This window comes from Stutzerimonas stutzeri (assembly GCF_024448895.1).
GTDB lineage: Bacteria > Pseudomonadota > Gammaproteobacteria > Pseudomonadales > Pseudomonadaceae > Stutzerimonas > Stutzerimonas stutzeri_Q.
Genome location: NZ_JAMOIC010000001.1, coordinates 152,420 through 177,257, shown reverse-complemented (window position 1 = coordinate 177,257; position 24,838 = coordinate 152,420). Strand labels below are relative to the sequence as shown.

Here is a 24,838-nt window from a genome sequence, read left to right as displayed (position 1 = left end):
AAATCACCCACAATGTGGAGTACCGAACATGCCAAAGATGAAGACTAAAAGTGGCGCTGCGAAGCGCTTCAAAAAGACGGCAAATGGCTACAAGCACAAGCACGCTTTCAAGAGCCACATCCTGACCAAAATGTCTACCAAGCGTAAGCGTCAGCTGCGTGGTACATCTCTGATGCACCCGTCTGATAAAGCAAAAGTAGAGCGGATGCTGCGCGTTCGTTAATTCGGTCAAGACTCAGAGGAATAACTCATGGCTCGTGTTAAGCGTGGCGTCGTCGCTCGTCGCCGTCACAAGAAAATTCTGAAACTCGCTAAAGGCTATTACGGCGCTCGCTCGCGCGTGTTCCGTGTTGCCAAGCAGGCGGTAATCAAGGCTGGCCAGTATGCCTACCGTGACCGCCGCCAGCGGAAGCGTCAGTTCCGCGCTCTGTGGATCGCTCGTATCAATGCTGGTGCACGTGTTAACGGTCTGTCTTACAGCCGTTTCATTGCTGGCTTGAAGAAAGCGGCCATCGAGATCGACCGCAAGGTTCTGGCCGAATTGGCAGTGAACGAAAAAGCAGCTTTTGCTGCAATTGTCGAAAAAGCCAAAGCTTCTCTGGCCTAAGCCCTTCGACAATCGAATCCTCGGATTCGTAGCGTCACCGATAGGGGAAGAGCCTTGTGCTCTTCCCCTATTTCGTATCTGAAGGGGCATTTGCACAAGTGCACCTGACAACGTAACGGTTGATCTTGGGTGCGGTTCTGCAAGAACCTCTGGAGGTTGTACATGGAAAACCTGGATGCACTGGTCTCGCAAGCGCTCGAGGCGGTGCAACATAGTCAAGACATCAATGTCCTGGAGCAGATTCGAGTCCAGTATCTGGGAAAAAAGGGTGAGCTGACGCTCCTCATGCAGACGCTGGGTAAGCTCTCCGCGGAAGAGCGACCAAAAGCCGGCGCGTTGATCAATGCTGCCAAAGGCAAGGTTCAGGACGCGCTTAGCCTCAAGAAAGCTGAGCTTGACGAAGCGGCTCTGAGCGCGAAGCTCGCTGGCGAGCAGATTGATGTGACGCTTCCAGGGCGTGGCGAAGTGTCGGGCGGTCTGCATCCGATAACCCGAACGCTGGAGCGTATCGAGCAGATCTTCTCCCACATCGGATATACCGTTGCCGAAGGCCCGGAAGTCGAGGACGACTACCATAACTTCGAGGCGCTCAATATCCCTGGTCACCATCCAGCCCGGGCCATGCACGATACGTTCTACTTCAATGCCAACATGCTGTTGCGTACGCACACCTCGCCTGTGCAGGTGCGCACCATGGAGTCCAGTCAGCCACCGATTCGCATTATTTGCCCGGGGCGCGTTTATCGCTGCGATTCAGATCAGACCCACTCGCCGATGTTTCATCAGGTTGAAGGATTGCTGATCGATGAAGGCATCAGCTTCGCCGACCTCAAAGGCACAATCGAACAATTCCTGCGTGCGTTCTTCGAGGCCGATCTCGAGGTGCGTTTCCGACCCTCCTTCTTTCCATTCACCGAGCCTTCTGCTGAGGTGGATATACGCCGTGTAGTTCGCAAGGGTGATCAGGAGTCTCAATCCTGGCTCGAGGTGTTGGGCTGTGGGATGGTTCATCCCGACGTGTTGCGGATGTCAGGAATTGACCCGGAGCGCTATCAGGGCTTTGCCTTTGGTATGGGCGCCGAGCGACTGACTATGTTGCGTTATGGCGTTAACGACCTGCGCATCTTCTTCGATAACGATCTGCGTTTTCTGGAGCAGTTTCGATAACCGCAGATCGCCAAACACGTTTAGGAGAGCAGGATGAAATTCAGTGAACAGTGGCTGCGGAGCTGGGTCAATCCGCAGGTTTCACATGACGAGCTCGTCGCTCGGTTGTCAATGGTCGGTCTTGAGGTCGATAGTGTAGAGCCAGCTGCCGGGCAGTTCAGTGGTGTCGTTGTCGGTGAAGTGCTCAGCACTGAGCAACACCCAGATGCCGATAAGCTGCGCGTGTGCCAGGTCAGCAATGGCAGCGAGACCTTTCAGGTAGTCTGTGGCGCGCCAAATGTACGCCCTGGCCTGAAAGTTCCCTTTGCGATGATTGGCGCCCAGCTGCCTGGCGATTTCAAGATCAAGAAGGCAAAGCTGCGCGGAGTTGAGTCAAGCGGGATGCTTTGCTCTGCTTCTGAGCTTCAGATATCCGAAGACAATGACGGGTTGATGGAGCTCGCTCCCGAGGCTCCGGTAGGGGCAGATATCCGCACCGCTCTGAACTTGGACGATGCCAGCATTGAAATTGGCCTTACGCCCAATCGGGGGGACTGCCTGTCCATCGCTGGGCTCGCCCGCGAGGTGGGGGCAATATACTCCGCCCCAGTTGCGGCGTTAGACATTGAGGCTGTCGAGGTTAGTCATCAGGACTCGAGGCCTATTGAGGTGCTTGCTCCTGCTGCCTGTCCCCGTTATCTAGGTCGAATCGTCCGAAATGTTGACCTGGCTCGGCCAACACCGACCTGGATGACCGAACGTTTGCGGCGGTCCGGTATTCGCTCGATTGATGCTGTTGTGGATGTCACGAATTACGTGATGCTCGAGCTCGGACAGCCGCTGCATGCGTTCGATCTCGCCGAAATCAACACCGGTATTCGTGTCCGCATGGCTGAGGAAGGTGAGTCCCTGGTTCTGCTTGATGGCCAGACCGTCAAGCTGCGAGCCGACACACTGGTCATCGCTGATTATCAGCGCGCGTTGGCAATCGCTGGTGTCATGGGCGGCGAGCACAGCGGTGTGAACACCGGTACCCAGGATATTTTCCTCGAAAGCGCGTACTTCGAAAGCATTGCCTTAGCTGGTAAGGCGCGCTCATACGGACTTCACACCGACGCTTCGCACCGTTATGAGCGCGGGGTGGATCCGCAGCTGACCCGCAGAGCCATGGAGCGAGCCACAGGGCTGCTGCTTGAAATCGTGGGCGGCGAAGCGGGGCCCATCACCGAGGCGCTCAATGAAGCTGGGATGCCGCAAACCGCGCCAATCATGCTGCGCAGCGAACGCATAAGCCAGATGTTTGGTCTGGAACTCCCACGCAAGCAGGTCGAGCAAGTGCTGGGTGCGCTGGGTCTGAAGCTTACAAACGAAGACGAAGGAGTGTGGCGTGTTGATGTTCCTAGCCACCGTTTCGATATTTCCCTTGAAGTCGATCTGATAGAAGAAATTGGTCGTTTGTATGGGTATGACCGCCTCCCTGTGCGCTACCCACAAGCCCGGCTTGCGCCAGCGTCTACACCAGAAGCGCGAGTAACGGTTCCCACGTTGCGCCGCCTCTTGGTGGCTCGCGGTTACCAGGAAGCGATCACCTACAGCTTTATCGATCCGAAGCTCTTTGAGTTGTTCTCGCCAAGCACAAAGCCATTGATGCTCGCCAACCCTATTTCGGTTGAAATGAGTGCAATGCGTGCCTCGTTGTGGCCCGGGCTGGTCACTGCGTTGCAGTACAACCTCAACCGTCAACAGACCCGAGTTCGTCTGTTTGAGAATGGCCTGCGGTTTGTTGGTCAGCTTGATGAGCTCAAACAAGAGGCTGTACTGGCTGGAGTAGTGACCGGTGCTCGTTTCAGTGAAGCCTGGGGCAATAGCCGAGATACGGTAGATTTCTATGACGTGAAGGCGGATGTTGAGGCGTTATTAAGCGCCTCGGGTGGCCAGCTTTCGTTTATCTTCGCTAATGCTGAGCATTCGGCTCTTCACCCAGGCCAGTCCGCCCGTATCGAGCGAGAAGGTCGTCTGGTTGGTTACCTTGGCAGCCTGCATCCGCAATTGGCGGCCAAGCTGGGGATTGATCAACCGGTATATATGTTCGAGCTGTTGATCGCCGAGATAGATGTGGGCCGACTTCCGCGCTTCGCTGAGCTTTCTCGCTTTCCCGAAGTGCGGCGTGATTTGGCAATTCTGGTATCTCGAGACATAACCGCGGAGGCGGTGCTGAGTAGCATTCGTGAAGCGGCAGGCGAACACCTGACGGATCTCAAGCTATTTGATGTGTATCTGGGTAAAGGTATTGATCCGCTTAGTAAAAGTGTGGCAGTCGGCTTGACCTGGCAACACCCTTCGCGCACTCTAAACGACGATGAGGTGAGCGGTGCGATGCAGCGAATCCTCACCTCCCTGGAAGAAAGGTTCAACGCCACGTTAAGGAAATAGCGTATGGGGGCTCTGACGAAAGCTGAAATGGCCGAACGTCTTTATGAAGAGCTAGGCTTGAATAAACGCGAGGCCAAGGAGTTGGTCGAGCTGTTTTTCGAGGAAATTCGTCAAGCGCTCGAACATAACGAGCAGGTGAAGTTGTCGGGTTTCGGCAACTTCGATCTGCGCGATAAGCGTCAGCGTCCGGGCCGCAATCCGAAAACCGGTGAGGAAATCCCGATCACGGCGCGTCGCGTCGTGACGTTCCGGCCAGGGCAAAAACTGAAAGCCAGAGTCGAAGCATATGCTGGAACCAAGCCATAACGACGAGCTGCCGACAATACCCGGAAAACGCTACTTCACAATTGGTGAAGTGAGCGAGCTGTGCGCGGTTAAGCCCCATGTCTTGCGCTATTGGGAGCAAGAGTTCCCCCAGTTAAATCCAGTGAAGCGGCGTGGAAATCGGCGCTATTACCAGCGTCAAGACGTCTTGATGATCAGGCAGATACGGTCATTGCTCTATGAGCATGGATTTACAATAGGTGGCGCCCGGCAAAGGATGTCGGGAGATGAGGCGCGGGACGACACCACTCAATACAAGCAGCTGATTCGACAGATGATTACTGAGCTTGAAGATGTCCTTATTGTGCTTAAGACTTAAACGCAATCGAAGAAAAATCTTCCACATATCAGACGCTTATTGTATAGTTCGTCCGCTTTCAGCAAAAGCTGAATGCATCGTCGGGGCGTAGCGCAGCCTGGTAGCGCACTTGCATGGGGTGCAAGGGGTCGAGTGTTCGAATCACTCCGTCCCGACCAAAAAACTCAAATAAATCCAGTCACTTAGCGGTGTCTGGATTTTTTTATGCCTGGTAAATTTTGGGCGCTTGCCAATTTGCCCCACTTTTTGCCCCACCGCTGATTCATGCGCCACAACAGCGTCCGCAACCGACGTAGCAATCGCCTGCCTCGAAACGACAACCTACTTGGGGCGCCCTGCATTGGAAGGGCTACAACCACACCTGCTAGCAAGGTTTGGAGATACTGTTCGGGTCGACAGGTATAAGCAGATGGTTGGACGCATGGTTCGGCAAATCCTAGAGAGCCGCGGCTACGAACACGAAAGGTCTGATGTGCGCGTTCGAGTCGGTGATCTGTTTGGGGTGCTCTCGCGTTACCACAAGCGGGGCGAGCAGCCAGCGACTGAGGTTGCTTGAGCCGTCCCATTACCTGCCAACTACACACTGAGACAGGGAGCAGGCGGATCAGTCTCCTCACCTAGATTGGGTACTACCGCAATAGAAAGTTCTCGCATGCATACCTCGGCTTTTTAATTCGCTATGTCTCGTCCTGAATAAGGTTTACACCTTCTGATCGATTTTCAGGAGGATGCAATGAACTCAAGCAAAAGGCGTAGCCAGCGTGATTACACGCTGGCCTTTAAATTGTCGGTCGTCGACCAGATCGAAAAAGGCGAGTTGAGTTATAAAGAAGCTCAACGGCGCTATGGCATCCAGGGCCGCCATTTGAGCGGCTTTCCTATCCGGTTCCGAGGCCGAATCTTACCGCCGTATAAGCGGAGCCCATCATCTTTAAAGGCATGGACTTGGCTGTTTTAATTCAGAAACGACAGGCTGCGCAAACGGTACGAACAAGGCAGCGTGGTGCTGACGAGTAACTTGCCGTTTAGCCAATGGGCAACGACCTTGCCGACGACTCGACGCTGACCGCTGCACTGCTGGATCGGCTTTGGCACCATGCCCATATCGTCCAGGTCAGCGGACAAACCTATCAACTGAAGGACAAGCTGAAATCGGGCAGCTGGTGCCGAGAGAACGGCTTCGCCACGGCCATAAACAAACTCCATCACCACCGGGGTGGGTCGGTTTTACTTCGGTAGGGTGGGTCAGTTTTCAACCGGTGTTGACAAGTAGAGAAGGGTTAATCACTCAAGCTGCCGCATCCCCTTGTCGATTCAAGTTGCGACCCAGCACATCTCGCTCGATTGATTGACGAGGCCTAGCGCGCTTACTGATAGCATAAGGCTATCTCGCCGGGTCCAGTAACGGACGTGCCTAGAGGCATAGGCGATGGTTGGAGTGGTTGGAGTGGTTGGGTCATGGCAGACATTGAGCTGAGTGTGGAGGGCAGCTACCGCAGGGTCGCGTATACCGTGACTTTGATCGGCTCTACCTTCGGACGCGAACAGTGGACGTTCAACGTAGACATCCGCCCGCTTCAAGGCCGGGTTACTGGCGATACCTTTATTTCACCAGGTTTCTACAGTACCGATGCTCAGGCACAGGAGGCTGCTGTCGAGCTAGTAAAACTGTACGTTGATCGGCAGTGGAGCCTGCGAGCTCACCGACGATGCACCGCAGCCTCTACTCCGTGATGGAGATTGATGTAAGTTACCTGCCGTCATAAGGAGCGTCGGCGTATGAAAAAGGATTTTGGTGAGTTTTGGGTCGAGGCGATCGCCTATCAAAACGACCTGGCAGCGTTCACTCAGCTACTGACCTACCGGCGCGAGACAGGCAGCCTAATTAATGTATCCATAGCGCCCGCGATGATGCCCGAGAGTCGGGCTGCGGCTCGAGCCGAGGCCGCCGCTGCGCTATGCAGAGTCATCAGCGTGACGGCAGATGGCGAGCTAGTCTTTGATCCGGCTCCGATTCCTCAACCGGTATCGACCCACACGGCAGTCAGGGTTCGCCGGGCGTAGGTACTGGATCGGTTCCAATTTCAACTTTGCTCCGCACTGCGAGGAACTGACCGTTCTTCAAGCCTTAGATGGTCCAAGCGAGTGGTAGCTGCTTGATGCAGTCGTGCTGTTGAAGCGAGGAGCGGACAGACCGTTCTTCATGTTTTCCACGTCTGAATCATGTGGATTATTGAACCGCTTTCGCAGAAAGGCAGTCGTTTGTACCAGGACATCAAACGGAACGTAGAATGTCTTATAGCGTCATGAGGGTGTGGCACCGCCCAGAGGCTATCAAAATTGCCCCGCTGGCGCGGTCGCTGCGCCAGTTGCTGGAAATCGACCTGCACATTTGCGTCACCGGTCAGCACCGAGAAATGCTGCGTCTGGTCCTTGAGACATTCGAACTCGACGTCGAGCAGGATCTGGCGGTCATGAACCGCGGACAGACTCAAAATGGCTTGACCGAGCAGCTGCTAGTTCGGCTCGATCATGCCTATGACGCCTTCCGCCCAGACTTGATACTGGTACACGGCGATACCACCACCAGCTTCGTCGCAAGCTCGCCGGTCTTGAGCCGCCCGCTTTGTGGCATCTAGCCCGATCAACTCAACGAAGCCGATTGATTAAGCGATCGAGCAATCTCCCTACCATGCTCTCGGGCACGCTCGCGACCGAGATAGATGAAGTGCGGACTTTCGATGACCCTGGCGTTTCTATGCCCGTATTCTCTCAGGTACTTGTTGGGCTTTGCACCATGCACCAGCATGACTTTAGGCTTTATCGTCTCAAGCAAGAAGTCGAAGATCTTCGTCGACTTCTGTTGGCTCCGAAGCATGTTCTCTCGGGCAGTAGGGAACGAATAGATATTGGTCTCTAGAAACCTGACATCACTGTTTGCGCCAACGGCTTCGTCCATCACGATTTTCATGACAGTTCGCGTTCGGCTCGGTTTAGCGCGGGTGGCTTGATATGCGCTGTACCATGCCGCCTTGTCGAATCCATAACCCGGAAGCCAGAATTCCCAGAAGTCTTCCGTCATGCTGGAAGCTGCGTTGATACCGACTATGAATACTTGGCAATCCAGCGGAGATCCGTCGCACATAAACGGACGGTCATGAAATGGAGAGCCATCAGGTCTCGCAGGTCAGCTTCGAATTTCCCTATGTCCATTCGCTTTGAGTCCATGCAGAAAACGAAAAGCCTGCTAGAAAGCAGGCTTTTTTACAACGATCAGATTAGCGCTGTGTGACGGTCGCGCTATTGCTCATGCCGTTCTGAGTGATTGTCGCTGTGTCTACGCCGAAGCTTGAACCGTACACACCTTGAGTCAAGGAGGCATGGTTAGCGGTACCGGTCTGATCGATGATGCCACTATCGCCGTAAGGCGAGCCGTTCTGCGCAACTTCGATTATGTTGTTAGCGCCGTTTTGGGCGATGTCGAGCGAGCTACCATCCCCATCCTGCTGGATATCAACTAGGTTGCGCTCACCGGTTGAGACACCGTTAACGCTATTGGAGCGGCCTGCCTGGTCTACATTCAGCAGGTTGTCAGCACCCGACTGGGTAAAGGTAATCGAACCCATTGCTGAGTTGTCATTAATCTTGGCCAGATTGCGATCACCCTCCTGCGTCAGGTTGATATAGCCACCCGAGTAGCGACCGCCGCCCGATTGAGAGACCGAGACATCGTTGTCATTACCGGTCTGGCTGATGCTTGTATGAGCACCTTGGAAGTCAGCGTACTGGCTCAGGCTGATAGTGTTCTGCGTACCGGACTGATAGGTGTCCGCCGATACAAATCCACCGCTTTGTACAGCGTGAAGCTCGTTGCCTTGGCCGTGCTGTTCGGCCACAACGCTATTGAAGGCACCCGACTGATCCAGGTCAGTCCGGTTCTCCTGACCATCCTGGTAAATCTTGCCGTAAAGTCCTTGTTCGCTACCTATCTGATCGACGCGAACATCGTTGTCATGGCCGATTTGAGCGACTTGAGCGTACGAGCCGCCGCCCGTAGTCGTTTGAAAGACGCTTACCTCGTTGCCCACGCCGTCTTGGGATAGATTGGCTTCAGAGCCATAGCCCACCTGATCAGTAGTCAGAACGTTTTCGGCGCCATACTGGGTGGCCGAGACTGTAAGGTCGCTTCCTTCTTGCTCTGATTGAGCCACATTGAGGTCACCACTCTGAAGAAGGGTGGATGCATTGCCGGTACCGGCCGACTGGGTGGTTTCCGCTTTATTGAGGTTGCCAACCTGTTCCACCGACGCGGAGCTGTCGGCAGCTTGTGCGTGACCAGACAAGACAAGAGCGACTGCAGCGGAGAGAAGGGTGCGAATGAACATTGGGATAAACCTTTTGTTTGGAGCCAAGGATGGTCGGGCTTCAACGAGTTAGGCATATGGGCCGAATAATTGATTGTTGACCCGTTGGGGCTTCGATTCAGAAGGGGAGTCTCGAGCCAAGCTCCCCACTAGAGGTCAGTGACCTTGAACGACAGTCGCAGAATTGCCTGTACCGTTTTGCAAGATATTGGCCATGCTGGTGGAAGCGCCTTCCTGGGTCAGGTTTTGAGTCAACAATGCAGAGTTGGTTGACCCGGTCTGGCTGATAACACCGATGTCGCCTTCACCCCACCAGCCGCCTTGGTTCGCCACGATGATGTTGTCGTTACCGGACTGAGCCACTTCAAGCGAGTTGAAGTCACCACTCTGGTTGATGTCGATCTGGTTACCGTCACCGATGGACGAGCCGGAGAAAGAGGTGTTGCGTCCGCTTTGCGCAGCAGTCAGACGGTTGGCTGAGCCTGTTTGCTCGAACTCGAAGGTACTCCACGCACCGGTTGCAACAATGTTGGCTGTGTTATCGAGTCCATTCTGCGTCAGGTCGACACTTCCGCCCGAGTGGCGCCCGCCATCTGTCTGGTAGATATTTGCAGAGTTAGAGGAGCCGGTTTGAGATACGTTTGTGCTCGCGCCGTACGGCCAGGCTCGCTGGTGAAGATAGAGGGTGTTGTTCGTGCCGTTTTGAACGGCCATAGCATCTGCGCCACCTTCCTGCGTTACCAGTGCGTAATTGCCCGTGCCGCTTTGCTGTCCAGCATAACTGTTCACCCGCTCAGACTGGCTGACGGTAGTGATGTTGTAGTTGCCTTCCTGCAGCACCTCAGCACTGTGGTTGGCTACGTCGTATTGAAGGACTACAGCAGTATTGTTTCGTCCGATCTGGTCGACGACCGCGCTATGGTTCCCGCTGTACTCGTCCTGAGCGTCATACTGGTAGACACGTTGATAGTTACCGTCGCCCTGCTGAGAAAGGCGGGCGGTATTGCCGTCGCCGATCTGCTCGGTATCCACGACGTTTTCTTCACCACTCTGGTAAATGGAAAGGCCGAGGTTGGTGCCACTTTGACTAGCTTCAATGCTATTTAAGCTGCCAATCTGTTCGGTAGTAACCTGGCTGTCAGCAGCCTGTGCCTGGCCGATGAGTACCAGAGTAACGGCAGCCGCGAGGAGGGAGCGTGAGTGCATGCTCAGAATCCTTTGAGTGAGTGGAGACAGGATTCTCGTCACATGACGGCACACTGGTATCAATCGTTCGGTGGATTCAGACAGGCGCAATGGCTTTAGCCTGACTTATGAGTCGGATCAGAACAAATTAGGCTAGGGATGCGAAGCTAACTCGGATAGTAAGCAGGATTGCGGGATGGCATTTGCAAAAAAAAGGGTGAACGGAATGCCTCGTGTGCAGCCACCCTTCGGCGGGGTTTTTGTTGCTGGTGCGTATTACGGGCCACGCAGCAAGCCGATCGTGCTTAACGCTCGGCTCTGAGCGATGATCTAGGCGGAATGTATTTCAGATAGCGCTGGGTCCCGCACACTTGGCACGAACCTGCGTCCCAGTGCCGATATGACGGCTTATACCGAAAGCAGCGGGACAGCGTTGCTGGGTAGAAAGGTCCGCAAAAAGAAAGCCAGGCATTGCCTGGCTTTAGCTAATCGAGCCGCTGCTTTATTGCAGCCACCCCTCCACCTGCTCAGCTCCGTACTGCTCTTTCCAGGCCTTCAGTACCTTATGGTTGCCGCCTTTTGTCTCGATCGTCTCTCCGGTTTCTGGGTTTTTATACACCTTGACCTGGCGCTGGCGGCGCGGGCCACGCGCAGCTGGAGTAGCGCTTTCCGGGCTTTCTTTCGGTTCTAAAATATCGATGATGCTCCGCAGGCCTATTCCGTACTCGGCCATAAGGTCGCGAAGCTTTTCTTCGAATTCAATTTCGCGCTTCAGTCCACCATCGTTTTTAAGAGCATCAAGCTGTTTGAGTTGGGCTGCGAGTTGAGCCTCAAGGGCTTTGAATTCTGCAAGTTTGGACATGAAAGAGCCTATCTATTGAGGGGGATGCATAACTTAACGGTAAATCTTACTTGTGTTTATGAGCCCGGCTAGCCCCGGTTATTCTGGCCGATCAAGCTGAGCCGAGTTACCCGGTTATGCATAGAAGGGCCAGGATCGTTGGCAACGACCACGTAAAAAGAGCTCCGTTTACCGCCGGCTGCCTACGTAGATGACTAGGTAGGTGGGGAGCATTGGAGTTAGATACACGTCTCGATTCGAAGACAGCGGATCGCAAGTTTGGAGTTCGCTAATACTAGGCCCAGCCAACCCCTACCTCAAACGTGAACAAGGGTTAGCAGCGAACCTCTATCCAGCCGACTAACGTGTTTGGACGGGCTGCGGCTGGTTCGCTTTATGTCCCTATTGAAGAAAGCAAATTCGCTGCGCCCTTAGGGTGGTCATTGCTATTTCCGCTATCGATAGCAGCAATAGCAATGGCAGCCAGCCTCAGAACGCCGGATCCAAGTGAGTCGAGCTTATCGCGACGCCGCTGTCAAGAGGCAAGCCGTAACGGCCGTAACGGCCTTTCCGTTACCATGTCGTCATTGCCATTTCAATGTCAGAGTTATATGTTTTTCTCCGCATCTAGTACGGAGGAAGTTTAACTATGAGCAGCCAAGAAGCGATGCCCATAACAATGCTGCGATTGAAGGAGGTTACAAAGCGAACTGGTCTGTGTAGATCAACTATATATAACAAGCTTGACTCAAAGTCGCCTCGCTACGATGCGAGCTTTCCTAAACAAGTTAAGTTGGGAAGCGGCACCGTGCGCTGGATAGAGGCAGAAATTAGTTTATGGCTTGAAGAGTGCATAAATATTTCTAGACAGTACAGTCAAATCAATGGTGGAAAATATCCAGAAAAGTACGGCGACGTCCATCTTGGGAGAGGGAGTAAAAATGTTTGACCAGAGCCATGACCAGTTTTGGATGCGAAATTTTAAGTTGGGAAACGAACCATCTCTCGCGGCGCTCCCCTTGATAAGTGATGCGGTTAACGAGGCGGTAGTTAATATACAAGCCCCCCGTGCGATCATTCTCAACGCGGTACTGACTGCAATTTCTACTGCACTTCAGGGGTTAGTTGACGTCCAGAAGCCAAACGGGCAAGTAACGCCGTGCTCTCTTATGCTGCTTGCGATTGCAAACTCGGGCGAAAGGAAATCAACGGTTGAAAACGCTTTTTTGCAGCCTTTCAGGGATTTTCAGTTCGAGCAGGAACCAAAGCATGATGAGGAAATATGTGACTGGAAGGCCAAGAATGATGCTTGGTCAGCACGGCGGCACTCAATCGTAAAAGAGATTAAAAAAAAGAGCTCCAAAGGTTTGCAAACCAAAGCTGAAGAGGCAGCATTGTTATCTATTGAACGAGAGCGTCCAGCTAAGCCAAAGAGGTTCAAAATCCTCTATGAGGATGTCACCCCTGAAGCGTTGTTTCATGGGATGCACAAGGATCTCCCAACTGCTGGACTTATATCAAGCGAGGGAGGTGGGATACTGGAAGGACGTGCTTTCAATGATTTTTCAAAACAAAACGCTATCTGGAGCGGCGATTCAATAACCATCGATAGGAAAACTGTAGACAGTTTTCAGCTTAATGACGCAAGGCTTACCGTGTCTCTGATGGTTCAGGAAAGCGCTTTTTCTGCACATATGAAGCAGCGGGGCGAGCAGGCTAGAGGTTCGGGGCTATGGGCGAGATTTTTGATATGCCACCCGCACTCTACTCAAGGCACTAGATACGTTGGTGCAGGAACTAATTCATGGATCAAGAAAGAGACATTTAATTTAAGGCTGGGATCATTGCTCGAGGAAAACCTTCGTGTGTACAAGGCGGGCGACAGAAAGCGCAGTTTGGTTGCCTTTACTCCTGAAGCGGTACAGCAATGGATACAGACATCTAACAAAATTGAGGCGCAGATATGCGCTGGCGGGAGATTCCATGGCCTGGGGGACCATGCATCGAAACTGGCTGACGTCATTGCTCGCCTAGCGGTGCTGTTACATCGCTTTGAAGGATTCGAAGGAGATGTATCTGTTACCACCCTGAACACAGCCGAGGAAATTGCCGGATTCTACTCGGAGGAATTTATCCGGCTTTTCAGTCAAGACCACAAGGATCTAGTTGATGAAGAAGTCATGCTGCACTGGCTGGTCAGAACACAAGCGAGTGGTCAAAGATTTATAAAAAGAAATTTGATCAGGCAGTACGGCCCTAACAGGTTTAGGCATAAGGACGCGTTGGACTCCGTGCTTATCCGGTTGGCGAGTAAAGGGAAGATAGCAGCTGCCACGTTTGCTGGCGACAAATCTCTATACGTAGATACTTGTCCATGGATGCCTTTCCTTACACCAAACCCGTCGCAAGTACAGGTTACTAACTTCTACCACGACAATGGTCATCAAGCAGCCGGCCACCCAGCACTACATTTCACTCAGTGTCTGCCTGGCTATACAATTTAAGCATGTATCGAGCAGATGGAATTAAGGATTACATTCTAATTGGTTGCATGTATCTACAGGGTAATCATTAGTAACATTGGATTGCTCTTGCATGCTTAGCATGGCTACCCCATGCATGTAAGTGCATAGGGGTCACTGCTTCAATCAAAGCTTGTGGTTTGGACAATGTTGTTATGACACAAGCAATATGGCCGCTAAGAGCCATATTGCGTGTGGATCAAGGATAATGATTATGCTCTATGGGACTGACTGGTTAGCTAGTGTAGAGCTTGAAAAGCTAATAATTGAAGAGCATAAGGGCTCTGAATGCTTCCATCTAGAGGAGAGCTTGATATTAGAGGTAAGAAACATAGAGCGGCTAATGCAAATGATTGGAAGTAGCGAAGAGCCGCTGTTCTTTTTTGATTCCCTCAAAGAGGGAGCGGTTATCTGTCGGAAGCTTGGACGATCGCTATACACATTGTTGAGGAGGGGGGTTGTTACGATAACGCATACATTACCCTATCATGAGATGAATCCATATGTGGAAGTTTATTTTAAGCACGTTGATAAGCTCACCTCGTTATGCGAATTTTGGCCAGTTGACGCCATGCGAGGGAAAGTAGCGGAATCTTTTGTCCTGGCTGCTAACGACCTCGTGTCAGAACTTCGATGCGAGCTCTCAAGTGTAGACTTTAAGTCAATATTGAAGCGTTTCAAAAGAGCTTCACTAAAACGAACTAAAGGGCTTGAGCGCTACATTGATGACTTATTTCAACAGCATGCAAGGATGTTGGTTTTACGTATTGATTTGTCATATGAAGGCGGTTATCTAAGCGGTCGGCTTGATTTTGATTCTGACATATCAGCAGTTAAACGACATTGGTCAAAAATGCAGACAGACCTTCACAAGGGAAAACCTGTCAGTGGCCTTCTAGGTTTCGTTTGTAAGCTCGAATACGGACATCTGAAAGGCTTTCATTTCCATCTTCTGCTTTTTTACAGCGGTTCGGAGCATCGTCAGGATGGAGGTTTGGCACGGATGATTGGCGAGCATTGGAAGAATAGCGTAACGGAAGGGAGGGGGCGGTTCTATAACTGTAATGCGAACAAGCAACGATACAAGAACGTAGGGATAGGGATGATCAGCTACGATCAGAGCGATAGGATAGATGTGCTAAAAAACAAGGTTGGCGCTTACCTCACCAAGGTCGATTATTGGGTGCGTCTCTCTCCATCGGTGGGTCGCTCGTTTTCTAAGGGCAACAGCCCAAAGCTGAGCGCGACTAAGAGAGGACGCAAAAGATCAGATGGCCAGATCCCTCGGACTCGTGATGTTTAGATCAGGTAACTTTATGATTGTAAAGGCAGCACTCGCGAGCCGCCTTGTCATTTTATGATCTTCATTTGTAAGATATTTTACGACCTCGTGTTTTTTATCATAATTTTTCTGAAAATTATCATTTCTAAGATTCCAGAAGTGAATAGCGGCCTCATTGATCATGACTAACGAGACCGATGCATGCGCTGGGTATTTTTTGGTGATATCTGGCGAAACTGTTCCTTTAGCTGTCATTTCATAAAGCTCGGCCGGAAGCAAGGAGAGCGCTGCCTGATGTATCAAATCAATGCCTTGATTTGAAAGCTTCCCCCTCAGCCATTTTTTGATTTCTTTTAATCTGGAAACTCTATTCTCAGCCGTAATGTCGCTGCTAGCTAAAAAGATGCTAGATGCCTGATTAAGTAGAAACAGGTTATCAGACATCCACTCTTCTCGTCTAAAGTCCCGGGGTTGACATGTCTCGTTGACCAACTTTAGCGCGTCGTCTCGCTGGATTAGAATCTCCCGCTCGGTAACGGTAATTTCGTCAGGACGGACTTCTTTTGATGAGGATGTGATAAACAGCTCTGCCTTCACAACCAATGCTCGCAACGGACTGATACTCTCATGAAACAATGTGTACGCTGGAGTCGTTTCAATTGTGTGGCTGCGGCTGTAAAGGAAGGCTTCCTCAAAGCTGCGCTTGGTGACTTGACCGGTTGCTGTGATTTCCTCCCACTCGGACGAATCGATCGAAAAGAAGTTGATGTCGCGTTCAACTTTTCTATAGTGGTCATGGCTATCGTTAAAGGGAGTCCCCCCTTTTTTGGGTCTCAATATGCTTTGTACCGTTCGGATTTCAAAAGGGGGATTTGTGATGTGCGCTCGCGCAGAAACCCAGACAGTAGTATTTGTGGGGCGGTGAAACAGAAGGGTTATTCCGTGTGCTTTAATTCTCTCGGTTAGTACCTGTCTAGAAATTCTATGTTCGTCAGCCAGTTGTAGTAGCGGCAGGACAAGAATGGATTCGTCAATCATCGTACTTAGGCCCTTATAGCTGAGGTGGCATGGTTCGCTAAGCTAAAGCTGCTTTGTTCGAATCTTCTCAACGTACTCAAGCTTTGGATACGCTTGATATTGAGTACAGCTGTATAGGCAGGGTCTTGGACTGATCTCAAGGGGATGAGGCACATGGTTGCCTTGTGTAAGATCAAGGTTAGCGGGCTCGGTTCCAGGCCACCGAGACGGGATGTGTCTTGCCGAGTGCCGGGTACGCTCGTGTTCGGCTTTTGGGCTCATGCAATGCCTGATATGGGCGCATGGGTCCGCTTGTATGGACGGGGCGAGGACCGTCATGATTGATCGCGCGCTGTGACATAGGCGAGCCTCCATTAGGTGTGCTCGTTGTCAAATTGACTCAACATTTTACCGGTTAACAGCCAATTGCCGATTGTCGCTTCGTTCAGCGTCGCTCACCGTTACACGGCGCCTAAACTAAGGGTAGTGCTAAGGCAGGCTTTCAATGAGCCCGCGTGACCTAGGTGCTTTCGGTATCGAGCAAGTAGCGCTGGGCTAGCGGACTCGGTTGTCTCCCTGCGGCTTCAAGCGGTCTCGTTTCGTTTGATCATATACCCCAGGTAACCACTAACAGGCAGGAATGCTCGGTCTCCTTGGAATCACACCGCTTCAGGCGGCACGTTGTTGCTTGGCCCGATCGATGGCCTCGTCCGCTAGCCTGTACACGGGATGTATGGGTAGCTTAATCGTGCTTGGGTTGAACTCGTGGCCGAAACAGGAAGACCGGGTTGTGTGGTGTCCACGTCGAGGTTGGCTTTTATGTTTGCGGCACCTGCCGATAGGCGCGACGCTGCGGTAATTTTGCAAAGGGTGTTGAACCAGCCTGATGACCCACAGACCTCTTTGCCAGTTTACGGTCGACCACCCGCCGCGCGCTGATTAGTCTGATGTCAAAAAGGGCTCAGAGTGATGAACTTTTGCCACTATCGTGACTCCGATAGGTCCATGCCTGACTTTGTCCGTCCCCGCCGATAAATCAGGCGGCGGTCATTAAGCTCGGGTTGCTCCCGATGTGGCTGTACGCGAAGGACTCGCATGGTTTCAGGACGAAACTCGGACAAACCGCTCGGAGCGGTATGAGGAATTGGACCCCGCCCTTCTGCGGCCCTGTAGCGATACAAGGGCCGTTTGTTTTTGCTCAAAAGATAAGCATTGTCTGTATATAGCTCGACGCGGGCGTCAGCGGTGCGAAGCTCATACGCAATGGACAAAAAAAAGTAGTAAGCAACATGCGCGGACAGCCCAGGGCTGCCCACGCTTTTTAATTGCTCTACGAACCGCTTAACGGTGCTGCGCCGCAGCCTTAGCGGATGCCTACAAGCATCCCTGTTCCGCCAGCGACACACAGCCTTCGTGACCCACCACGATGTGATCGAGCGTTCTCACACCGACCAGATTCAGCGCCTCCTTTAGTTTGTTGGTCAACGTGCGGTCCGCCTGGCTGGGTTCGGGGTCGCCGGATGGGTGGTTGTGTACCAGGATCATGGCAGCGGCGTTGTGCTCCAACGCGATTTTGACGACCTCCCTGGGATAGACGCTTGCTCCGTCCAAGGTGCCCCGGAACAGCTCGTGAAACGCAATGACCCGGTGCTTACAATCCAGCATCAGCAGGGCAAAGACTTCGTATTCATACGCTTCAAGCAGCGTCTGCAGGTGGCTGAATACGTCCTGTGGCGCTGTAAGTTGCCGTCCCCGACGCAAGCGCTGGCTGGCCAGCTGTTTGGCCATCAACAGGATGTCGGCTTCAGTGACTGGCGACTCGATCAGGTAGGTGCCAGCGGTCTCACCGGCCTTGATTTTGTGCAATCGCATATTCAGCTCCATGGGCCGGGTGGCCAGTCTTAGGCATTCAGGGTTTGGTGCTTGGCTTCCAGCTTTTCAGCCAGGCTGGGTTTGCCCGAGGGGTGCGATGTGGCTTTGGAGAGCGGCTGTTCGTGGGCGCTCTCGATGGGGAAGAATTCCTGGACGATGGCGCTGACGTCTTCCTCGTTGTCCTCGAAGGCACCGTTGCCGAAGCCGCGCCTTGCCGCTTCGTCCAGCGCGTTCTGATCGAAGCCCGCCTCTTGCCGCTGTTGATCGAGCTCAGTTGCGGTACGCAGCGCCTCGGTCATGTCCATTCCGCTGCGTACGGTCAGGTCGGTGTAGAAGATCGGTGTGCCGTGGCTCTGCCGGGTGGACTTGCCACGAAGTCGCAGTTCCAGCGGCAGGCAGGCCAGGCGGTTTCCGGAGATGGCCTGGAAGTAATGAAGGCGTGCGGCCAGGGTGCGGATGCTGTTGAAGCCGGTGGTGCGGAAGACGAAGCTACCCAACAGATCCTCATCGCCAATCACCACGTTCAGCCGGCCATAGGGCTTGCAAGCACCGCCCCTGGCCAGCGAGCAGGCATCTGGTGAAGGGCAGGGCAGGGACTGAATGCCGTCCTGGGTGACCCGTTTGCAGGTCTCTCCGTTACCGACGCACACTGGGCGGCCGGTCTGCCGGTCAAACAGTGAGTAGTCAGCGCGAAAGTTCAGCTCCGGTTCGTTGAACAACAGGCGGACCGGGATACTGCGCAGCTTGTCGTCCTTACCATGACGCAGCTCATCGTTGAGCGGATGGACCAGCCAGCCATCGCGGTTCTGGACTTGGGACGTTATGGTGAACTGGTCATCTTTTTCCGGCAGGCGCTTGCCGTTCTTCTCGATGACCTTGCCAATCGAAATCCGCCCGAGCACCGGCGGGGTGATAGCCAGACCTTTGAGCATGGTGGTTCTCCTGAAACGAAAAAAGGCCAGCCAGGCAGCGCTAACTGCATGGGCTGGCCATGGGAGGGAAGCGATAGGGGTAATCAGCCGATTAGGAAGCGTCGGGCGCCGGGCTTGATGAGTGAATATTTGTCTCGCAGATGAGGCCTGTCCCTGAGCAGTCGGGCCACATCGAAGCCGATGCTGTCTTTGGCCTTTCTCCAGCTGACGTAGCCGTTAGCAAACTCGGCCCTCGTCGCTTCGCCCATCGCTTGCTGAAGCATCTGCTTGAGCTGTGCCTCGCGGGCGTGCTTCTCTTCGATGGATTGACGCAGCGCCTTGAGCTCGACGAATTCAGCTGACAGTCCGGGCTGGTCCCTGAAGTCCACCGTCTGGCCATCGTCCTCTGGATACAGGCAGCGCAGCGCAGATCCAGCGGACGCTGTCCCATCTGCGGGTGGCGGCGTGTCGGTTTCGACGTATCTCCAGAACGTGCGCTCCAACTCGATCAAGCGAGCGATCATCTCTTCGTCGCGCTCGATGCGATGGATCTCCAGGTGCTGACCGCCGAGCACAACCGCCACATCCGCAGCCAGCTTGCCGGTGACGGCGAGCTGGTGCATCACCTGCAGTTGCACATACTCGGGTACCCCTTCTTTCCAGAGGCGTGCCCCGTTTATGCCGGCAGTCTTGCATTCGAGAATTTGTACATCGTCGGCACCGATTACCTCGCGATCGATGTTTGCCAGCATCCAAGGCAGGTCAGGGTCCGGATGCTGCAGCACAGCGTTGATGCGGCGAACCTTGTTGCCGGTGCGCTTGCTGTAGTGCCAGGCCACAATCGGCTCAAGGACGTTGCCCCAGTACATCGCGCTTTCTTCATCGTCGGGGTCGGTTTTCGGCAGTCCAGTGTCACGTCCCGTTTTTTCGAGCCACAGTTCCAGCTGCGACTTGTAGGGGTTGAGGCCAACGGATGCCGCGGCATCCGAGCTACCGATGCCTCGTTTGCGTACTTCCAGCCACTCTTCGCGGGGCAATTCCTTCGTACTGATCAGGCGAAGGGCTGACCGGGGTTTGTTGGTGCTGCGGTTCAATGAAGTCGCTTTCATGCTGTTCACCTTACGGGCATAAAAAAGCCCGACCAGCGCGAAGCTGACCGGGCGATAAGGTTGAAATGAGGGTTAAGCGGCGAGCTGTAGAGCCGCGTCCAGAGCACGTTGCTTGATCTGCGCTCCCTGGCCAAACCAGGCCGAGTCGAGGCGGTATTCGGTGCTGCGTGCCCGACGCTCGTGATCGACGTACTCGGTCACGGCATTGAGCAGGCCCCAGGCGGTGCCTTTTGCCGATTCCAGCTGACTGCCTCGGCCACGGCCTTCGTACAGCTCCTGTACCTTGCGCAGGGCGCGTTCATTGGGCAGTTGTTCGGGTAGCTGGCCGGTTGGGTTGACCTCGCACATAACGTTCAGGAAGAAGCCCATTGCCTCATGCCACTGCACCTTGCGTTCAGCCAGATGGCGCATGCGATACATGAAGTCGTCCCATTGCGAGACGGCGATGCCGAGCTGCTTCTTCACCACCGTCGGATCGAAGCGGGTGTTGTGCGGCACCTTGATGGCTCGACTTGTACCGTCCAAGGCGATGGTCAGGGTGTTATTACAGACCACGCGCACCGTGGTCGGCGTTGCGGTTGTGGCCAGGGTGCCGTCGCACGATGTAGCCAACAGCAGGTAACCGTTGACCTGGTCGTTACCCTTGATTGCTGTGCCTTGTCCGGTGCGCGCCAATGCCCAGAACTTGCGACCACCCTTGAGCACGCCAGCGGTTTCCAGCTCATATCCCGAGACCTCGGTGAGATCCCGGTAAAACTCCAAAACCTCCCGAGGCTGCACGGTGTGATAACGCTTGGAGACAACAGACAGCGGTGCCTTGGTATCCGAGCGATAGAGCACCTTCTGTTCCGGGTAGGAATGAATTGCGCCTAGATGGCCGATGCTGTCCGATTTGAAATGAACGGGGCTTTCCAGGATCTGCCAATCCATACCGGCTTCACGCTGCCAGACCTCGATAGGTTGTTTCTGCGGCAGGTTGTTGCCCAGGCCATGCCAGGGGGTAGCGCCAGCGTAGGCCATTGTTTCAACGAGATGAGCCATTGCAATACTCCTTCTACGTGTTTATACGTAATAACGTTTCATTTGCCGGCAAGACGAATTCATCGCTCGTTTTGTGTAAAAGCAGTACCGCAGTGATGACATTCATAGTTGTCGAGTACGTGAGAATCGAACTCTTCACCCATCTTGGCGCCGGCCAGCCCCCCGGCTGTTCCACCTGCCAGGCCGCCCAGAATCGCGCCAGCCAGGCTACCCAGCGTAATACCCACGGGGCCAGCGAAAGCCCCTATAAGCGCGCCGCTTTTTGCACCAGCCATAGCGCCTGCTGCTCCGCTCGCCGTGCCGCCAACGGCGCCAATAGCGCCACCGACTTTGCGACCATGATTGCGAACAACAACGCGAAGAGAACCGCAGGAAGGACAGCAAATACTCATCATTCAGACTCCTGTTCAAGAGAAAATACCCCGAGGTAGAGACGAGCTTTTTGTGCCCGGCTTCCAGTAGGTAATACAGGGCTGAAAATTTTTTGAATCCTGTAGCGTGACAGCGGCCTTGATGTTAGAGCTGTATGCTCGAATCGGTAATGGCACATGATGTTCGTGAGATAACGTGAGCCATCCAAAAGGACATAGGCCCTTCCTGGGGCAGGCAGGGATAAGCACGTGCGTGACTCTGATAAACGTTGCCAGCAGTACTACCAAGACCAATTCGCCAAATATTTGCAGTGCTATACCCCTGGCGAAGCACTCAATGAGTGCCTGCACGATTTTTTGGATCAGCGACCAAGCGGGAAGTACAGTTCACGTAGCCGTGCAGCTGGCTTGGCGTCCGCACAGTTTTGGTGGGCGTCAGCTGCAGTAACCGAGGCCGACCAGGCCAGTCTGGCACTGGCACGGGTGCTCCACTTTGATGACGTGATCGATATCGATTTGCTGAGTCATCTGGCCACGCACAACGCAGATCAGCTGCGATGGGCCGTCCGCTATTCAAAGTTGTTTACGCGCAGGGATTCGCCACTCTGGGTCCACCTGCGCAAGAGTTGCGTGGGCCTGCAATGGCAGACGTTCATAGATGTCTGTGACCGCCTGATGGTGCGGCTTGAGCCATTCGATCAGGCAATCCTGGATGCCGAGAGGCGCCTCAATTCCCTGTCGCTGCTGGAGCTGCTGTCCTATCTCAGCGTGTTAGCTTATTTCCGTCTGGAAGACGCAGGGGATGATCCTGCCGCAATGGAGTGGGTTGCCTATGAGCGAATCATCCAGCGCAAGTTGAGAACGTGTACCGAATCGGATTTCCGGCTTTCTACGGATGTGCTTGGCCGATCGCTGAAACGGCACCTGTCCCCCATGCTCTTTCCACAGCGGGGCGAGGGTGCGGAATGCGCTGCCAATCTGGATGTCGTCAGCGAGATGGTTGTAGCAGTGCGTGAGCTCATCGAATGTGAACGGTCCATAGACCGGTTCTGCTTTGACAGTGAATGCGATTACCAGCTCAGGTCAGGGAGCCCGATCGTAATCAACAGAACGAATAAGGGTGCGTTGCGCTGGCAGCGTACCGAACAGAAAAGCCAGCTGTTGTGGTGCTACTGGATGCACCGCGCGATTGAGGCCTTTGCCGCTTCTGAACTTGCCGGAAAGCTGATCGGTAGTGCCGACAACCATGAGGCTAACCAGCTCGCCTACATCAAGACCATACGCAGCCAGCTTTATCTGCAAGTGGTTTTCGGGCTTGGAGAGCGCGTAAGGTTGAACAACGGAGCTGAAGTGACGTTGTCCCACGCAATGTTGGCGAGTGAGCTGACCAGAGCGTTTTTCGAACAAGCCTACCTGCAGCCTTATCAGCGTTACTTGGATGAGTTGGGTGATCCCGTAGCAGCGCTTGGGCGTTTGGCCTTTGAGGGTCTGCTACATGGCGAGAATCGCTTTCCCATGACCTGGTCGGAGCAGCCAGAAAAAATTCAGCGGATCCGCGCATGGACGGTTAGCGATGATTACCCCGATGGGGATCCTGAAGCAGCGAAGGCGATCTTGCAGTTTTGGACCAGTGATCTCCAGACACTATCAGAGCAAGTGAAGCAAACCCCGAATTTGCCAACGCCAAGGCTATCGGAGAAGCCATTTTACAAGATAGGTCGTTACAGCTTTCAGTTCCCTTGGGTGGCTGGCCGGCAAAACTCCCTGTCGGCTGCTGTAAACAATCTAAGGCGAGTCGAGCAGCGTCGGTCGCTGCTGCGCAGCGAAACAGAAAGGATTGAGCAAGATCTCGCCCATTCTCTTCGGCAGCGCGGGTTCCACGTCGTGGTGGGCTACGAGCCTCGACGGGTGGACGCGCAGGATGCTGGCGAGATTGATCTGTTGGCGTGCCTGGCTGGTGTAATTCTTTTGCTTGAAGTGAAGTCAGGATTTATTCGCTGCACCCCACAGGAGGTCTGGTTACACCGCACAAATACGCTACGCAAGGCTGCCAGGCAGTTAAGGCGTAAAAGTGTGGCGGTGCGGCAAGCACTGCAACATGACCTAGGCTTACGTGCGGCGTTGGGGCTTGCTGCGCCCGATCCGCTGCCCACCTTGCATAGTTGGGTAGTTGATACTTCGATCGAATTTGATGGCGAGGTGGTTGATGGCTTTCGTATCGTTTCGCGCGAAGTCATTGAAGTGGCTCTTCGTGACGAGCTTCATTACCTGAAGGCGCTAGATAAACAGGGCGCGAATGAGGTGGCCACGCTTTATCCGGAAGGGTTTAGTGCGTCGGCATTTGCACGGATAATCGAGCAAAGTGAAGTGTGGAAAGAACTATAGGTGCCTGCGTTATGCAGCGGCTTGCTTCTTCTGCCTCGGATCTATAATTGCTACTTATATGTTTGATCGGGTTCATGGATGATAAAATACCGCTACGCATTAAATGAAAATGGCCAGACCATATGTGCAGACGACATCGCCGGAAAGGTCATAAGTGAAAAGTTCACCTGTCTAGGTTGTGAAAACCCGCTGATCGCAAGGGTTAACGGAGAGAAGGTGCGTCCGCACTTTGCTCATAAAGCGCAGGTGGAGTGCAGCGGCGAAACATACTTGCATAAGCTCGGTAAAGCGACGTTTGTTGATGTATACACGAGGTGTCTGGAGGCTGGTGAGCCATTTGTAATTAAGCTGGCGGCTACGAAGGTATGCCGCAAATTTCACCCAGCGATAATGACTACTTGTGATCTGGGTTGTGTTGAGAAGGAATATGACCTGACGGAATACTTTCACAACATTCAGGTTGAAAAGCGGGATGGTCAATTTGTTCCAGATGTGTTGATTTCTAGCGAATCCAGGCCTTCTGAAAAAATATACATTGAAATAGCTCATACTCATTTCATGTCGGAGCGAAAAGAAAGCTCTGGAAATCGAGTAATTGAGATACCTATAGAGACAGAAGAAGATATCAATAAAATTAGAAAATCGAGCTTGTCGGCAAACGACGCCCTGTTTATTGGTTTTAATCATACAACAGAAGCTATCACTGACTCCGAGTGCAAATGCGCAGTCAAGAAGTGTTACGCATTTTTTGTTTACGAGAGTGGCAAAGCCAATCTGGAATTTAACGAGTTGAGAGTCGTGCATTCAAAAGCGCGTAAATCAGATAGGCTTATCTATAGTAATTTATTTTTCTCCAATGCGGGAGCAAAGTCTCCTTTTGAAAACCAGGCCGAGGGTGGACGTTTATTTATCGAACAGGTTGAGCTCGCGGCAAACCGAAACGTACCAATTAAGAACTGCTATCTCTGCCGCTATCACGCGGAAAGTTACGATGCCCTAAAGGGCCTTCCAATTTTCTGCAAGACGTTTAAAAAGGCTTGCGGATCTAACGAGGCGGCCAATTGCGAGCGGTATCGGAACGCTGTTTAGATCTTGATAGGCACAGCCTG

The 24,838-nt window shown here is 53.3% G+C and carries 23 protein-coding genes, 1 tRNA gene and 2 pseudogenes; 16 read left to right on the top strand and 10 right to left on the bottom strand.

The window, feature by feature from the left end:
• The first annotated feature begins 28 nt into the window (after nucleotides 1-28).
• From rpmI to NA619_RS00735, 11 genes and pseudogenes are all read left to right on the top strand, one after another.
• A complete protein-coding gene (gene rpmI / locus NA619_RS00785; protein WP_046162144.1) occupies nucleotides 29-223 on the top strand; it encodes a 50S ribosomal protein L35 in 195 nt (64 codons plus the stop codon).
• Between the two features lie 27 nt (nucleotides 224-250).
• Complete coding sequence (gene rplT / locus NA619_RS00780) at nucleotides 251-607, top strand: 50S ribosomal protein L20 (protein WP_019339387.1); 357 nt, start codon at nucleotides 251-253, stop codon at nucleotides 605-607.
• Nucleotides 608-769: 162 nt separating this feature from the next.
• Complete coding sequence (gene pheS, locus NA619_RS00775; protein WP_255959013.1) at nucleotides 770-1,774, top strand: phenylalanine--tRNA ligase subunit alpha; 1,005 nt, start codon at nucleotides 770-772, stop codon at nucleotides 1,772-1,774.
• A 33-nt stretch (nucleotides 1,775-1,807) separates the two neighbouring features.
• Entirely contained in the window at nucleotides 1,808-4,186 is a 2,379-nt protein-coding gene (pheT, locus tag NA619_RS00770; RefSeq protein ID WP_255959011.1) for a phenylalanine--tRNA ligase subunit beta, read from the top strand.
• Between the two features lie 3 nt (nucleotides 4,187-4,189).
• Nucleotides 4,190-4,492, top strand: a complete 303-nt coding sequence (ihfA, locus tag NA619_RS00765) for an integration host factor subunit alpha (protein WP_011913482.1) — start codon at nucleotides 4,190-4,192, stop codon at nucleotides 4,490-4,492.
• On the top strand, nucleotides 4,473-4,829 hold the full coding sequence (locus NA619_RS00760; RefSeq protein WP_255959009.1) for a MerR family transcriptional regulator: 357 nt from the start codon (nucleotides 4,473-4,475) through the stop codon (nucleotides 4,827-4,829). Before ihfA ends, NA619_RS00760 begins: the two co-directional genes overlap by 20 nt.
• Nucleotides 4,830-4,910: 81 nt before the next feature.
• Nucleotides 4,911-4,987: transfer RNA gene (locus NA619_RS00755), tRNA-Pro, on the top strand.
• 575 nt (nucleotides 4,988-5,562) lie between these two features.
• A pseudogene (locus tag NA619_RS00750) lies at nucleotides 5,563-5,691 on the top strand (IS3 family transposase); the annotation flags it as partial.
• Between the two features lie 111 nt (nucleotides 5,692-5,802).
• Nucleotides 5,803-6,068: pseudogene (locus NA619_RS00745) on the top strand (ATP-binding protein); the annotation flags it as partial.
• A gap of 540 nt (nucleotides 6,069-6,608) precedes the next feature.
• Nucleotides 6,609-6,893 (top strand): hypothetical protein, encoded by a 285-nt coding sequence (locus tag NA619_RS00740; protein ID WP_255830644.1) that lies wholly within the window; start codon nucleotides 6,609-6,611, stop codon nucleotides 6,891-6,893.
• 227 nt (nucleotides 6,894-7,120) lie between these two features.
• On the top strand, nucleotides 7,121-7,468 hold the full coding sequence (locus tag NA619_RS00735) for a UDP-N-acetylglucosamine 2-epimerase (protein WP_423836784.1): 348 nt from the start codon (nucleotides 7,121-7,123) through the stop codon (nucleotides 7,466-7,468).
• A 5-nt stretch (nucleotides 7,469-7,473) separates the two neighbouring features.
• Here NA619_RS00735 and NA619_RS00730 read toward each other — a convergent pair whose 3' ends face one another.
• The 4 genes from NA619_RS00730 to NA619_RS00715 form a co-directional block, all read right to left on the bottom strand.
• The gene (locus NA619_RS00730) at nucleotides 7,474-7,911 is read right to left on the bottom strand and encodes a hypothetical protein (protein WP_255959006.1); all 438 of its coding nucleotides are present in this window, start codon (nucleotides 7,909-7,911) and stop codon (nucleotides 7,474-7,476) included.
• A 196-nt stretch (nucleotides 7,912-8,107) separates the two neighbouring features.
• Complete coding sequence (locus tag NA619_RS00725; RefSeq protein WP_255959004.1) at nucleotides 8,108-9,214, bottom strand: hypothetical protein; 1,107 nt, start codon at nucleotides 9,212-9,214, stop codon at nucleotides 8,108-8,110.
• Nucleotides 9,215-9,349: 135 nt separating this feature from the next.
• Nucleotides 9,350-10,399 (bottom strand): hypothetical protein, encoded by a 1,050-nt coding sequence (locus NA619_RS00720; RefSeq protein ID WP_132832471.1) that lies wholly within the window; start codon nucleotides 10,397-10,399, stop codon nucleotides 9,350-9,352.
• Between the two features lie 481 nt (nucleotides 10,400-10,880).
• Nucleotides 10,881-11,240, bottom strand: coding sequence for a histone-like nucleoid-structuring protein, MvaT/MvaU family (locus NA619_RS00715; protein WP_255959002.1), 360 nt, complete (start codon nucleotides 11,238-11,240; stop codon nucleotides 10,881-10,883).
• A 628-nt stretch (nucleotides 11,241-11,868) separates the two neighbouring features.
• On the opposite strand from NA619_RS00715, the gene NA619_RS00710 reads away from it, so the two are divergent.
• From NA619_RS00710 to NA619_RS00700, 3 genes are all read left to right on the top strand, one after another.
• Complete coding sequence (locus NA619_RS00710; protein WP_165904660.1) at nucleotides 11,869-12,168, top strand: helix-turn-helix transcriptional regulator; 300 nt, start codon at nucleotides 11,869-11,871, stop codon at nucleotides 12,166-12,168.
• Nucleotides 12,161-13,723, top strand: a complete 1,563-nt coding sequence (locus NA619_RS00705; RefSeq protein ID WP_255958999.1) for a YfjI family protein — start codon at nucleotides 12,161-12,163, stop codon at nucleotides 13,721-13,723. The genes NA619_RS00710 and NA619_RS00705 overlap by 8 nt, the downstream gene beginning before the upstream one ends.
• A 226-nt stretch (nucleotides 13,724-13,949) precedes the next feature.
• A complete protein-coding gene (locus NA619_RS00700; RefSeq protein WP_255958997.1) occupies nucleotides 13,950-15,044 on the top strand; it encodes a YagK/YfjJ domain-containing protein in 1,095 nt (364 codons plus the stop codon).
• Here the strand turns inward: NA619_RS00700 and NA619_RS00695 are convergent.
• The 6 genes from NA619_RS00695 to NA619_RS25175 all read right to left on the bottom strand — a co-directional run bounded on the left by NA619_RS00695 (nucleotide 15,009) and on the right by NA619_RS25175 (nucleotide 21,248).
• Nucleotides 15,009-16,061 (bottom strand): hypothetical protein, encoded by a 1,053-nt coding sequence (locus tag NA619_RS00695; protein ID WP_255958995.1) that lies wholly within the window; start codon nucleotides 16,059-16,061, stop codon nucleotides 15,009-15,011. The genes NA619_RS00700 and NA619_RS00695 overlap by 36 nt on opposite strands.
• Before the next feature lie 1,353 nt (nucleotides 16,062-17,414).
• Nucleotides 17,415-17,912 carry a RadC family protein gene (gene radC, locus NA619_RS00690; RefSeq protein ID WP_132833223.1) on the bottom strand — a complete coding sequence of 166 codons (498 nt, stop codon included), beginning with the start codon at nucleotides 17,910-17,912 and terminating at the stop codon, nucleotides 17,415-17,417.
• Between the two features lie 29 nt (nucleotides 17,913-17,941).
• Nucleotides 17,942-18,844, bottom strand: coding sequence for a hydrolase or metal-binding protein (locus NA619_RS00685; RefSeq protein ID WP_255958992.1), 903 nt, complete (start codon nucleotides 18,842-18,844; stop codon nucleotides 17,942-17,944).
• Nucleotides 18,845-18,927: 83 nt separating this feature from the next.
• Complete coding sequence (locus tag NA619_RS00680) at nucleotides 18,928-19,932, bottom strand: YqaJ viral recombinase family protein (RefSeq protein ID WP_255958990.1); 1,005 nt, start codon at nucleotides 19,930-19,932, stop codon at nucleotides 18,928-18,930.
• Nucleotides 19,933-20,004: 72 nt separating this feature from the next.
• Nucleotides 20,005-20,973, bottom strand: a complete 969-nt coding sequence (locus tag NA619_RS00675) for a DUF932 domain-containing protein (RefSeq protein ID WP_255958988.1) — start codon at nucleotides 20,971-20,973, stop codon at nucleotides 20,005-20,007.
• Nucleotides 20,974-21,032: 59 nt separating this feature from the next.
• Complete coding sequence (locus tag NA619_RS25175; RefSeq protein WP_003285516.1) at nucleotides 21,033-21,248, bottom strand: hypothetical protein; 216 nt, start codon at nucleotides 21,246-21,248, stop codon at nucleotides 21,033-21,035.
• Nucleotides 21,249-21,593: 345 nt separating this feature from the next.
• Here NA619_RS25175 and NA619_RS00665 point away from each other — a divergent pair, with 345 nt between their 5' ends.
• Entirely contained in the window at nucleotides 21,594-23,729 is a 2,136-nt protein-coding gene (locus NA619_RS00665; RefSeq protein WP_255958986.1) for a nuclease-related domain-containing protein, read from the top strand.
• A 78-nt stretch (nucleotides 23,730-23,807) separates the two neighbouring features.
• The gene (locus NA619_RS00660; RefSeq protein WP_255958985.1) at nucleotides 23,808-24,818 is read left to right on the top strand and encodes a competence protein CoiA family protein; all 1,011 of its coding nucleotides are present in this window, start codon (nucleotides 23,808-23,810) and stop codon (nucleotides 24,816-24,818) included.
• Nucleotides 24,819-24,838 lie beyond the last annotated feature (20 nt).

Bases quoted from the DNA above. Each gene is read 5' to 3' on its own strand.
- rpmI (WP_046162144.1), top strand. From the start codon at position 29: ATGCCAAAGATGAAGACTAAAAGTGGCGCTGCGAAGCGCTTCAAAAAG.
- rplT (WP_019339387.1), top strand. From the start codon at position 251: ATGGCTCGTGTTAAGCGTGGCGTCGTCGCTCGTCGCCGTCACAAGAAA.
- pheS (WP_255959013.1), top strand. From the start codon at position 770: ATGGAAAACCTGGATGCACTGGTCTCGCAAGCGCTCGAGGCGGTGCAA.
- pheT (WP_255959011.1), top strand. From the start codon at position 1,808: ATGAAATTCAGTGAACAGTGGCTGCGGAGCTGGGTCAATCCGCAGGTT.
- ihfA (WP_011913482.1), top strand. From the start codon at position 4,190: ATGGGGGCTCTGACGAAAGCTGAAATGGCCGAACGTCTTTATGAAGAG.
- NA619_RS00760 (WP_255959009.1), top strand. From the start codon at position 4,473: ATGCTGGAACCAAGCCATAACGACGAGCTGCCGACAATACCCGGAAAA.
- NA619_RS00740 (WP_255830644.1), top strand. From the start codon at position 6,609: ATGAAAAAGGATTTTGGTGAGTTTTGGGTCGAGGCGATCGCCTATCAA.
- NA619_RS00735 (WP_423836784.1), top strand. From the start codon at position 7,121: ATGTCTTATAGCGTCATGAGGGTGTGGCACCGCCCAGAGGCTATCAAA.
- NA619_RS00730 (WP_255959006.1), bottom strand. From the start codon at position 7,911: ATGACGGAAGACTTCTGGGAATTCTGGCTTCCGGGTTATGGATTCGAC.
- NA619_RS00725 (WP_255959004.1), bottom strand. From the start codon at position 9,214: ATGTTCATTCGCACCCTTCTCTCCGCTGCAGTCGCTCTTGTCTTGTCT.
- NA619_RS00720 (WP_132832471.1), bottom strand. From the start codon at position 10,399: ATGCACTCACGCTCCCTCCTCGCGGCTGCCGTTACTCTGGTACTCATC.
- NA619_RS00715 (WP_255959002.1), bottom strand. From the start codon at position 11,240: ATGTCCAAACTTGCAGAATTCAAAGCCCTTGAGGCTCAACTCGCAGCC.
- NA619_RS00710 (WP_165904660.1), top strand. From the start codon at position 11,869: ATGAGCAGCCAAGAAGCGATGCCCATAACAATGCTGCGATTGAAGGAG.
- NA619_RS00705 (WP_255958999.1), top strand. From the start codon at position 12,161: ATGTTTGACCAGAGCCATGACCAGTTTTGGATGCGAAATTTTAAGTTG.
- NA619_RS00700 (WP_255958997.1), top strand. From the start codon at position 13,950: ATGATTATGCTCTATGGGACTGACTGGTTAGCTAGTGTAGAGCTTGAA.
- NA619_RS00695 (WP_255958995.1), bottom strand. From the start codon at position 16,061: ATGATTGACGAATCCATTCTTGTCCTGCCGCTACTACAACTGGCTGAC.
- radC (WP_132833223.1), bottom strand. From the start codon at position 17,912: ATGCGATTGCACAAAATCAAGGCCGGTGAGACCGCTGGCACCTACCTG.
- NA619_RS00685 (WP_255958992.1), bottom strand. From the start codon at position 18,844: ATGCTCAAAGGTCTGGCTATCACCCCGCCGGTGCTCGGGCGGATTTCG.
- NA619_RS00680 (WP_255958990.1), bottom strand. From the start codon at position 19,932: ATGAAAGCGACTTCATTGAACCGCAGCACCAACAAACCCCGGTCAGCC.
- NA619_RS00675 (WP_255958988.1), bottom strand. From the start codon at position 20,973: ATGGCTCATCTCGTTGAAACAATGGCCTACGCTGGCGCTACCCCCTGG.
- NA619_RS25175 (WP_003285516.1), bottom strand. From the start codon at position 21,248: ATGGCTGGTGCAAAAAGCGGCGCGCTTATAGGGGCTTTCGCTGGCCCC.
- NA619_RS00660 (WP_255958985.1), top strand. From the start codon at position 23,808: ATGATAAAATACCGCTACGCATTAAATGAAAATGGCCAGACCATATGT.